Here is an 11,093-nt window from a genome sequence, read left to right on the forward strand (position 1 = left end):
GGGCGGTGATGGCATTGACCGGGCGGGGGAGTTCGGTGGCGAAGCGGTGCAAGGTGTCCGGGGTGTGGCGGCCGATGGGGTAGAGGACGTCCGCACCGGCTTCGGCTGCCAGGCGGAGGCGCGCCATCGCGCGGTCCAGGCGGTCGGATTCCGCGCCGTCGCGGCGGAGGAACAGGTCGGTGCGGGCATTGAGCACGACGTGGATGCCGGAAGCGTCGGCGGCGCTGCGCAACTCGGCGACGAAGTCGGCATGCTCGTGCGGCTCTCGGAGGCGATTGCCCTCGCTGTGTACCGAATCCTCGATAGTGAGGCCGATGGCCCCGGCCTGGAGCAGTCCCTCGATGAGCTGGGCAGGTGTCGCCCCGTATCCCGATTCGAGGTCTACCGAGACGGGAAGGTCGATCACCGAGGTGATTTCGCGGACGCGGGCCAGCACCTCATCGAGGGTCATGCACTCGTGGTCGGATCTGCCCGCTGCGGCGGCCAGGGGGTGACTGCCGACGGTGAGGGCGGCGAATCCGGCTTCCTGCACCAGGTTCGCCGACCACGCGTCCCATACCGTCGGCAGGATGACGGGCGTGCCGGGGCGGTGGAGCGCGAGGAACGAGGTTGCCTGCTCTGCGAGAGTTGCCATGGGATCAGCTCACTCGACCGCCGCTCGTGGACCAATGCGCAGCTCGTTCCAGCAGTGATAACCAAGACTTATCCTCCGAGGCAGGAGTATTCGGCCATTGATACAGTTCGCGACAAGGGTTTGCGCGGTGTCCGAGGGCCCGCGGTGGTCGTGAACGGGGTGTCCATATGCGGTTCATCGATTTGACCGTGGGTGCCGCGGAGGAGTGGTCCGAACTGACCAACACCTTCGTGCCGATGGAGCATCGATACCTGTACACCCGGAGTTGGCGGTCCACGCTGACCTGTCAGCAGAGCGGTCAGTACAGCCTGCTGCGCTGGGACGAACCCGAGGGGCGGATCGCCCACCGCACCCGCGGCAATGTCAAATGTGTTCCGGCGGACGACTTCTACTGGCTGGTGGTACCCGACCGCAGCGTCTTCGGTGTCCGGTGGACCGACGACGCCGACGCGGCGGTGCGGGTCCCGCAGGGGCGCGCGATGGTGATGGGGCTGGATCAGGAGTGCCGATTGCGGCCCGGGGCAACGGCGTACGCCATGCAGATCCCGCGCACCGAGATCGATCACGCGCTGCCTCCGGCCGGACCGATGCGAACCTTCCTCGATCTCGACACCGGGCTCGGCCGCGTGGTGAATTCCATGATCCGCAGCGCGCACGGCGAACGAGACCGGCTGTCGGAGTTGGAGTTCAACGCGGTCTGCGATCGCATCAGCGAACTGCTGTGCCTGCTGCTGACCGGTGACCTGCGGCCCCAGCCCGATCACCGCACCGAGACGATGGAGGCGGTCCGGCGGTACGTGCGCGAAACCGTCGGGACCGGCGATGTGCGCCTACCGGCCGTGGCGGCCGCGCTGGGCTGGTCACCGCGCCAACTGCGGCTGGCCTTGCAGCAGGGCGGGACCACCTACCGCGATCTGCGCCGCGAGGAATCGTTGCGCGCGGCACGCACCATGCTGGAGCGGCCGGACCCGCCGATCGCGGAGGTGGCGGCCCGCTGCGGCTTCACCGCGACCTGGTTCTCGGCGGCGTTCAAAGACCGTTTCGGCGAAACGCCGCGCGAGTTCCGTAAACGCCGCCGAGCCGAATCCGGGCGGGACGGTCAGTTCGACGCGTAGAAGCTGCGTCCCGCGAGACCTCCCGAGACCGACCAGACCTCCACGATCCGCCCGTTCTCCGCGCGCAACATGTCGGTGCCGCTGATATCGGTGATCGTGCCGTCCGGGGCGGTGATGCGCGCCCGGTAGGGCCGGACCACGATGCCCGTCCGGTTCTCGTCCATCTCCACGACCGGCACCGCATCCGGCGCGAAGCTCAGCCCGGGAACCTCGTCGTGGAAGCTCTGGATCTGTGCCACAAAGGCTTTCGGATCCCGAATGTCGTCGTAGGCCGATGCGCCGGGCTGGGCGTAGCGCAGCACGAATTCCGGGGCCATGATCTCCTCGGCCAGGTCGTAGTCGCGGTTCCACATGGCGGTCCACTTGTCGAACAGTTCGATGCCGAACTCACGCATCTGTACTCCTGAGATGTAGTGATCGAGGTGCCCTGATCAGCCGCCGAACATGGCTGCGGCTTCGCGCCCGTGTTCCTGGTTGGCGGTCACGTAGGGGCGGAGGCGTTGCTCGTAGGCGGCGAACGCGGCGGCGTGGTCGCCGTCGGTCTCGGCGAGGCACGCGGTGAGGGTGTCCGCACCGATGAGGGCTTGGGAGGTGCCCATGCCGGAAGTCGGTGCGGCGCAATACCCGGCGTCGCCGACCAGCACGACGCGGCCCTGCGACCAGCGATCCATTTCCACCTGGCAGGCCGAGGAGAACATGAAGTCCGGTGCCTCGGTCATCTCCTTCAACAGGCGCGGCACCTCCCAGCCCGCATCGGCGAAGGCGGCGTGCACCAGCTCCTGCTGCCGGGCGCGGTCGAGCAGATCCACTTCGGCCGAGGGGGTGGCGAAGGACAGGCTGACGGTCATTCGGTCGGATTCGTTGGCGCTGAACAGCAATACCGCACGGCCCGGCGTGCTCTGCAGCACCACGCGATGGTCGAGCCCGAGGAAATTGGTGGTGGTGAAGCCCGCGCCGGACATGCCCAGGTGGCCGACGAACTGCGAATGCGGCCCGAACGCGAGTCGCCGCACCGTGGAGTACACGCCGTCGGCGCCGACCACGAGGTCGAAGCTTGCGGGTTCGTGGTGTTCGAACCGGACTCGCACCTCGTCGCCGGTCTGCTCGAGCTCGGTGATCGTGTCACCGAACAGGTAGCGCACGTTCTCGGCCGTGATGCGGTGCAGGATGGCGGTGAGCTCCTTCTTCGGGATCTCCAGGTCGCCCGCGAACGCCTCGCTGGGCAGCTCACCGGTCTTGTTGCCCTGGGCATCGACCAGATCCGTGCCGCGCATGCGGGTGTCGTGGCCGCGAACCTCGTCCAAAATGCCCATGCCGTCGAGCACGGTGAAGGCGTCGCCGCGGAAGTCGACCGCGTACCCGCTGCTCCGCAGCGACGGTGCACGCTCGACCACGGTCACGTCATAGCCCAGGCGGTGCAGCCCGTAGGCGAGCGCCGGCCCCGCCACGCTCGCACCGGAAATCAGAACTCGATTACTCACGGCGATCAGTAAAAAGCGAGATCCGTTGCGTCGCTAGCGCACACCGCAACTCTGCCCCACAACGGAATTCGGCCGTCGCAAACCATAAGTTCGAGCCGAACCATCCGGCCGCACCAACGACCGAAGCCCCCGACCAGTTGCCCGGTCGGGGGCTTCGGTGTGGTGCGCCATCAGGGACTTGAACCCCGAACCCGCTGATTAAGAGTCAGCTGCTCTGCCAATTGAGCTAATGGCGCTTGGTGCGGAAAGAAGGGTAACCGGTCGGTGGACCGGGGGCCAAAACGCCTGGAAAAACGGGGTCGCCCCCGACAAGCCGGGCTTGTCGGGGGCGATCGGGGTCGGGCGGGTTACTTGGCGAGGCCCGCGGCGATGGACTCGATGATGCGGGGGCGGAGTTCGGCGGTGCTGATGATGGCGTCGACCGAACCGACCTGGACCGCGCGCTGGATGTTGTGGACGCGGTCGAATTCCGCGGCCACCTCACCGAGCTTCTCCGCCCGGACCGCGGAGCGCAGTTCGTCGCGTTCCGCCGTGAGGGTGGCGCGGTCGGTGCCGGAGGCGTTGACCGCGCGGGACTCGAATTCGCGGACGCGCGGATCGGCCGCGGTGCGGGCGTTGACCTCTCCGGAGAACACCACCGCCGCGGCGGGCGCGCCGCCGAGGACGGAGGCGAACGAGCCTTCGAGCGCGAGCACCGTCATGTTCGGGTTCAGGGCCTTGGAGAAGACCACGAACGCGCCGCCGTGGTAGCGGGAGATGACGCAGAAGACGATCGGGCCCTCGAAATTGACGATGGCACGGCCGATCTCGGCGCCGTACTCCAGCTGCACCTTGCGCATGGACTCCGGCGAGCCGTCGAAGCCGGACAGGTTGGCCAGCACCACCAGCGGGCGATTGCCGCTGGCCGCGTTGATCGCCCGGGCCGCCTTCTTCGACGACTGCGGGAACAGCGTTCCCGCGGTGTAGGTGTCGGGCCCGTCGGTGGCCGGGAAACCGCGCCGCGGCACGCTGCGCGACTCGATGCCCAACAGGCACACCGGGATTCCACCGAGCCGCGCGTCGAACACGACGGAGGTCTCGGCGTCGGCCATGCCCGCCCAGCGTTCCAGCACCTCGTGGTCCTGGTCGGCCAGCGCCCGCATCACGGTGCGAATGTCGAAGGGCTTCTTGCGATCCGGGTTCATCTCGGCCGAGAAGATCTGGCCGACGGTGGTGAAATCGCTGCCGTCCAGCACGTGCGGGAAGTCGGAGACATCGCGATCGATCGGGTCGGCCGAGCGCACCCGCCGCGGTCCCGCATCACCCGGGGCCACGTACGTGAAGTCGTAGTGCGCCATCAGGATGTCCCGCGCGGCAAGCAGATTCGGCGCCCAGTACTGCGCCTGGCCGTTGGGGCCCATGACGCGGTCGTAGCCGCCGATGCCGAAGTTGTCCTCGGCGGAGACCGCGCCGGAGAAGTCCAGCGCCTGCTTGCCGGTGAGCACCATGGCCGATTCCGGCGTCATGATCAGCACGCCCTTGGTGTGCATGAGCATGGTCGCCTCGGCGTTCCAGTACGGCTGCGCACCGACATTGATGCCGTTGACGACGATATTGATCTCGCCGCCGTCCTGGGTGAACTCGACGATCCGCTTGAGCGCCGCGGCCACCCAGTCCATGTTCTCGGTGCCCGACTGCATGGAGATGCGCGCGCCCGAGGACAGCGCGTACCACTCCAGCGGCACCTGCAACCGCTCGGCGAGGTCCAGCGCCGCGATCACCCGGCGGCACTCCGGCTCCGACAGCGCGCCAAGGGATTTCGTCGGATCGCCGAGCAGGGCCACCCGCTTGATGCCGCCCGGATGCTGCGCGGTCGCGGTGGTCACCACACCGGCCACCAGCGCGGCCTTGTTGTGCCCCTTGGGTCGATCCACGGGCACCAGCGCGTGGTTCTCGTCGAGGTCGTATTCGGCGAAATCACCGAGCAGACCGGTCAATTCGTACGGGTAGACGGTATTGCGGCTGGCGGCGCGCAGCACCTTCTGCCGGTACTCGTCGAGCGGCTCGACCGGATCATCGCTGCGCTCATCGACATTCACCACGACGCGTCCGGTGGTGTCGAACGAGATGCGCACCGCGATCTTGGTGAGCTCCCCGGTCTGCGGGTCGCGCTGGCGCGCGATGAGCAGGATCTCCTCGAGCCCCGCGCCCTGGGTCATCGGCAGCACGTGTCCGCCGATCACCGTCTCCAGCTCGGTCCGGGTGACGTCGACCACCGGCCAGATGTACATGACGATCCGGTTGGTGTTGAACCGCTTGTTCGACGGCCGCTGCGCCTGCGCTCGCCGCAGCGAGTCCAGGCAGGTGGCGATGGTGTTCTCCGCGGTCGGCAGCACCAGCAGCCGGCCGTCCTGCTCACGCAGCGCGGCCAGGTCGCGGACCTGCGCGAAGGCGATGAGCCGGTCGTCGTTCGGATTCTCCTTGGCCACCGCGCGGAACAGGTACACCTCTTCGTCGTCCGAGGACGGCAGGCGGGTGAGGTCGAACTTGCGCAGCCGACGCATCTGCATGCGCTGGGCGATGTACGGGTGCAGGCCGCGGATGAGCCGTTCCTCGGTCATGCCGGTGGTCGCGGGACGGAAGGTGAAGTGGTGGTGCATGACCGCACCGCCGCTGCCCGCCACCGTGCACGTGATCCGGTGCACCTGATCCGGAAGTGGGTACGCCGCAAGCTTTTCCTGCAGCGCCGCCGCCATCGCCTCGAAGTCCTCGGGCTGCTTCTCCCAGCTGAGGTAGATGTCGGCCTCGACGGACGCGGCGCCGCGCGCCACATGCGCCAGCCCGCGCACGACGGTGTCGAGCTCGTCGAAACGCACCGCGGCCGACACCAGGCTCACGCCCCGCCGCTCGGCGACGACGAACGCGTGGCCGTCCGCGTGCTCGGTGCGCACGTTCACGAGGTCCTTGTTGCCGTAGTAGCGGCGGGTCAGCACCTCGAGCATGACGGTGTTGTCCGCGGAGCCGCGCACCAGGCGCTGGCCGAGCAGCCGCACCAGCGGTTCGGTGGCGCGCACCATATCCGCGATCCGCTCCGCGCGATCGGGCGTATCCGGTTGCGCGTCAAGCAGACTCAGGTGCTTGCGCACGGTGGTGTACACGCGGGCGCGGTTGCGCAGCAGCAGCGGATGCCCGTACCAGGCGTAGGCCACACCGCGGGCCAGGTCGGCCAGACCCGGGAAACGCACCTGGGTCGCGGTCACCAGACGCTCGAGCGCCAGACCGGCCGGCTCGCGCAGCACCCGCTCCGGGCCCGGCTCGAGCAGCCACTCGCGCAGCAGCGCGGTGATGACGGTGACGGTGTCGGCCGGACGCTGCTGAGCCAGGAAGATGCGGAAGACCGCGGCCTCGAGGTCGGGGGAGCGGTCCAGCTCGGTGACGCCGTAGTGCGCGAGCGCCTTGGCGAGCTTGGCGCGGTAGGACTCCGGGAGTCCGGCCCGCTCCACATCGAGGCTCTGCAGGTAGCCGTGGAAGAACTCGCGCGCGCTGTGCACGTGGCCGTGCGAGCCGTCGTCGTCCCACTGCCGGTTGTGGCTGAGCTCGGTGAGATCGGCGAACGTCTCCACGAGCTCGATCTCTTCGGCGAGCGGGCGGCGGTGGTCGGCGATCGCGCTGCGGCGCATGGCCAGATAGTCCTCGAGCACCCGCTTCTCGTCGTGCGGGTCGACATCGAAGCCGAGCAGCAGGCTGTTGAGGTCCTGCAGACTCCGGGCCAGTCCCTCGTTCGGGCGGACCGGCGCCGGGGAGCCGGGCAGATCCAGTTCGACCGCACCGGTGGCCGCGGCGTCGGCGGCCTCCTCGCCCTCCTCGGCCAGCGGCTCCAGCCGCAGCAGCGGCGCGCCGGTCTCCACCTGGGAGCCGACCGAGACCGCGCATTCCTTCAGGCGAGCCCGGAACGGCGCGCGCAGCACGGTTTCCATCTTCATGGATTCCAGCACCAGCACCGGAGCACCGGCCTCGACCTCGGCGCCGACCTCGAGCGGGGTGGCGACCACCAGCGCGGGCGCGGGGGAGCGCACGACACCGCCCTCGTCCCGGCTGATCCGATGGGTCACGCCCTCGACATCGACCAGGTGCACCGGCCCGTGGGTGCCGGCGACCACGCGGAATCGGCTGCCGTTCACCACGATCTGACCGGTATGCCGGTCGAAACGCTCCAGATCCACGTCGGCGGCACGCATATCGCCGCCAGCCTCGATGCCGATCCGGAACCGGTGCGCGCCGATGCGCGCGACCCGCACCCGGTAGCTGACGCCGCGCAGCTTGAGATCGTGCGGGCGACCGCTCTGATGCTGCACCTGGGGACGGCCACCGGCGGCGGTGGACAGCAGGCGCTCGCGCTCGACCTGCTCCTCTTCCTCATAGGCGTCGATGGCGGCCACGGCCACCGCGATCGCGGAATGCCGGTGCGAGACAAGGCGTCCCTCGGCGCGGACGCGGTCGATCCAGCCGGTGTCGGCGCTGCCGTCGATCACCTCGGGCTGATCGAGCAGGTCGAGCACGAAGCTCTTGTTGGTCGAGCCGCCCTCGATGACCACGCGGGTCTGCGCCATGGCCCGGCGCAGGCGGCCCAGCGCCTCGTCGCGGTTGCGGCCGTAGGCAATGATCTTCGCGATCATGGAGTCGAAGTCGGCGGGGATGGTGTCGCCCTCGCTGACGCCGGTGTCGACGCGAATGCCCGGGCCCGCGGGCAGATCCAGGCGCGCGATGCGGCCCGGGGCGGGCGCGAAGTCGCGGTCGGGATCCTCGGCATTGAGCCGGGCCTCGATGGCGTGGCCGCGCTCGGCGGGCGGCTCACCCTCGAGCTTGTGGCCGGAGGCGACCATCAACTGCGCGCGCACCAGGTCGAAACCGGTGGTGGCCTCGGTGATCGGGTGCTCGACCTGCAGTCGGGTATTGACCTCGAGGAAGGCGAACAGCTCGTCGCCGGGGTGGTACAGGAACTCGACGGTCGCCGCGCCGCGGTAGCCGACCGCGACGGCCAGCCGCTCGGCCGAGGCCTTCAGATCGGCGACCTGTTCGGGACGCAGCACCGGCGAGGCGGATTCCTCGATGACCTTCTGATTGCGCCGCTGCACCGAGCAGTCGCGCACGCCCAGCGCCCACGCGGTGCCCTGACCGTCGGCGATCACCTGCACCTCGACGTGGCGGGCGCCGGTGACCAGGCGCTCCAGGAACACCACGCCGGAGCCGAAGGCGCGCGCGGCCTCCTGCCGGGTGCGCTCGTAGGCGTCGACCAGCTCGGCCTCGTTGGTGATCATGCGAATACCGCGTCCGCCACCGCCGGCGGTCGCCTTCAGCATGAGCGGGTAGCCGATCTCCTCGGCGGCGGCCACGGCGGCCTCGACGGTATCGACCCCGCCGCGGCTCCACGGCGCCACCGGCACGCCGACCTCTTCGGCGATCAGCTTCGCGCCGATCTTGTCACCCAGCTTGCGCATGGCGTCGGGGCTGGGACCGATGAAGGTCACCCCGATCTCCTCGCACAGCTCCGCGAACGCCGGGTCCTCGGCGACGAAACCCCAACCCACCCACGCCGAATCGGCCTTGGTCGCCTTCAGCGCGCGCTCGAGCACCTTCAGATCGAGGTACGGGCGCGCGGCCGCCGGTCCGAGGTCGTACGCGATATCGGCTTCGCGCACGAACGTCGCGTTCCGGTCGACATCCGTGTGAAGCGCGATCGTCTGGATCGCGAGGCCGGTCTCCGCGGCCAGATCCCGGACGGCGTGAATAAGTCGGACCGCGGCTTCCCCGCGGTTCACGATGGCAATACGGCTGAACACCGCCTGCTCCCTCCTAGCGTTGCATTGGCCCGGTCGGGCGACGTTGCGACTGCCGGTCCCGGGTAGTCTGCACCGTTGCCGCGTACGGAGACCACCCCGATAGGGGGCTACTTGCGCGTATTCATCTATATCTTTCGCCGACGGCGGGGTTTGCGTGAACACCCGCGTGTCCCCGGCGCCCGCCGAACAGGAAAACGGCACCCGCCAGCACACGAAAAACGCCCCGACAGTTGGACTGTCGGGGCGTTCGGATTGTGCGCCATCAGGGACTCGAACCCCGAACCCGCTGATTAAGAGTCAGCTGCTCTGCCAATTGAGCTAATGGCGCGTGTCTCGCCGCCGGGGGCCTGGAGTCTCGCTCGCGGCTCTCTGCGGTGCGGAAAGAACATTAACAGGGATGGTGGCCGAAAGTGAAATCGCCCCCTCGAGCTGGAGGTTTCCGAGTATGTCGAGACTTGTTAACGCGACGGGGGTGATCACGGATGTTTGGAGCGAGCCCTGAAGTCGTTGGGCGCGGAGGGTCTACACGAGACGTGGAGCGGGGTTGCGATGAGTCATGCGAAGGGCCGACGACGAACCGGCAAGCTGCTGGCGGTCGGGGCGGCGGTGCTGGCATTGGCGCTGACGGGGTGCTCCTCGGGGAGTGAGCACCGGTCGTCCTCGATGGCAATCGATTCCAACCCGATCAGTGAGCTCATGAAGCCGAAGCTGATCTCGCCGATCAAGGACGGCGACAAGGGGGTGGCGCCGGGTGAGCTGAACCTGCGGGTCGAGGACGGCAAGTTCACCGCCGTGACGCTCACCAATCCGGACGGCAAGCCGGTGCCGGGGGAGCTGGCGCAGGACGGCCGCTCGTGGAAGTTGACCGAGCAGTTGGGATTCGGGCGCACCTACAAGTTGAGCGTCGACGCCATCGGTCTCGGCGGCGCGACCACCTCGACCATGAGTTTCACCACCATCTCCCCGAACAACCGCACCCACCCGTACCTGCTGCCGGCGGAGAACGACGTGGTCGGCATTGGCCAGCCGGTGGCCGTGCAGTTCGACGAGAACATTCCGGACCGCAAGGCCGCGCAGGCCGCGATCAAGATCACCACCACGCCCGCGGTCGAGGGCGCGTTCTACTGGGTCAACAATCGTGAGGTGCGCTGGCGGCCGCAGAACTACTGGGCGCCGGGCACCAAGGTCGACATCGCGGTCAACGCCTACGGCCACGACATGGGCAACGGCCTGGTGGGCGACAGCGACATCCACTCCAGCTTCACCGTCGGCGACGCCACCGTCTTCACCGCCGACGACAACACCAAGATGGTGACCGTCGAACGCAACGGCCAGGTGATCAAGACCATGCCGACCTCGATGGGCAAGGACTCCACGCCCACCGACAACGGCGTCTACATCGTGGGCGACAAGTTCGACCGCATCATCATGGACTCCTCCACCTACGGCGTCCCGGTGAACTCGCCCAACGGCTACAAGACCCCCATCGACTGGGCGACCCGAATCTCGTACTCGGGCATCTTCTTCCACTCGGCCCCCTGGTCGGTGGGCGCGCAGGGCTACTCCAACACCAGCCACGGCTGCCTCAACCTGAGCCCGGCCGACGCCAAATGGGTCTACGACAACGTCAAGCGCGGCGACATCACCATCGTGAAGAACACGGTCGGCGGCACGCTGTCCGGCGTGGACGGGCTGGGCGACTGGAACATTCCGTGGGAGCAGTGGAAGGCGGGCAACGCCGACCGCGGCTGATCGGGACATGACAGAAGGGGCATCGGCGAAACAGCCGATGCCCCTTCGTCGTGCTCGACCGGGGAAAGTCCGTCAGCGGACGGTGCCGGGCCCGTTGGGGCCGCAGCCCAGGCCCGCGAAGCCGCCGAGCGAGGCGGCGCTGCCCAGGACGGTGCAGTTGTTGTTGCCGGAGCCGCTGCCCGCCGAACCGGTCGCGCCGCCGAGCTTGAACATCGAGGAGCCCAGATTGACGTCGGCGGTGATGGGGTGGTCCGGATCGTCCTTGGCGCCGGGGACGGTTTCGCCCGGGGAG

General features: G+C 68.5%; 7 protein-coding genes and 2 tRNA genes. 2 read left to right on the forward strand and 7 right to left on the reverse strand.

Features of this window, described 5'->3' with window-relative positions; genetic code table 11:
• Positions 1-634: isocitrate lyase/phosphoenolpyruvate mutase family protein (locus tag ACAM49_RS35020; protein WP_369639830.1), on the reverse strand; the 634-nt coding region annotated here is incomplete at its 3' end.
• A 167-nt stretch (positions 635-801) separates the two neighbouring features.
• Between ACAM49_RS35020 and ACAM49_RS35025 the strand changes: the two genes are divergently transcribed.
• Complete coding sequence (locus ACAM49_RS35025) at positions 802-1,749, forward strand: AraC family transcriptional regulator (RefSeq protein WP_369639831.1); 948 nt, start codon at positions 802-804, stop codon at positions 1,747-1,749.
• Here the strand turns inward: ACAM49_RS35025 and ACAM49_RS35030 are convergent.
• From ACAM49_RS35030 to ACAM49_RS35050, 5 genes are all read right to left on the reverse strand, one after another.
• Complete coding sequence (locus tag ACAM49_RS35030) at positions 1,734-2,144, reverse strand: nuclear transport factor 2 family protein (protein WP_369639832.1); 411 nt, start codon at positions 2,142-2,144, stop codon at positions 1,734-1,736. The two genes, ACAM49_RS35025 and ACAM49_RS35030, sit on opposite strands and share 16 nt — an antisense overlap.
• Before the next feature lie 36 nt (positions 2,145-2,180).
• Positions 2,181-3,230, reverse strand: a complete 1,050-nt coding sequence (locus ACAM49_RS35035; protein ID WP_369639833.1) for an FAD-dependent monooxygenase — start codon at positions 3,228-3,230, stop codon at positions 2,181-2,183.
• A gap of 160 nt (positions 3,231-3,390) precedes the next feature.
• Positions 3,391-3,466 (reverse strand) — tRNA-Lys (locus ACAM49_RS35040).
• 111 nt (positions 3,467-3,577) lie between these two features.
• The gene (locus ACAM49_RS35045) at positions 3,578-9,049 is read right to left on the reverse strand and encodes a carboxyl transferase domain-containing protein (protein ID WP_369639834.1); all 5,472 of its coding nucleotides are present in this window, start codon (positions 9,047-9,049) and stop codon (positions 3,578-3,580) included.
• Positions 9,050-9,304: 255 nt separating this feature from the next.
• Positions 9,305-9,377: transfer RNA gene (locus tag ACAM49_RS35050), tRNA-Lys, on the reverse strand.
• 221 nt (positions 9,378-9,598) lie between these two features.
• Between ACAM49_RS35050 and ACAM49_RS35055 the strand changes: the two genes are divergently transcribed.
• Positions 9,599-10,801 carry an Ig-like domain-containing protein gene (locus ACAM49_RS35055; RefSeq protein WP_369639835.1) on the forward strand — a complete coding sequence of 401 codons (1,203 nt, stop codon included), beginning with the start codon at positions 9,599-9,601 and terminating at the stop codon, positions 10,799-10,801.
• 72 nt (positions 10,802-10,873) lie between these two features.
• Here the strand turns inward: ACAM49_RS35055 and ACAM49_RS35060 are convergent.
• Positions 10,874-11,093 (reverse strand): hypothetical protein (locus ACAM49_RS35060; protein WP_369639836.1); only part of this gene is annotated, 220 nt, incomplete at its 5' end.

It is taken from the genome of Nocardia sp. JMUB6875, from assembly GCF_041154655.1.
Taxonomy (GTDB): Bacteria; Actinomycetota; Actinomycetes; order Mycobacteriales; family Mycobacteriaceae; genus Nocardia.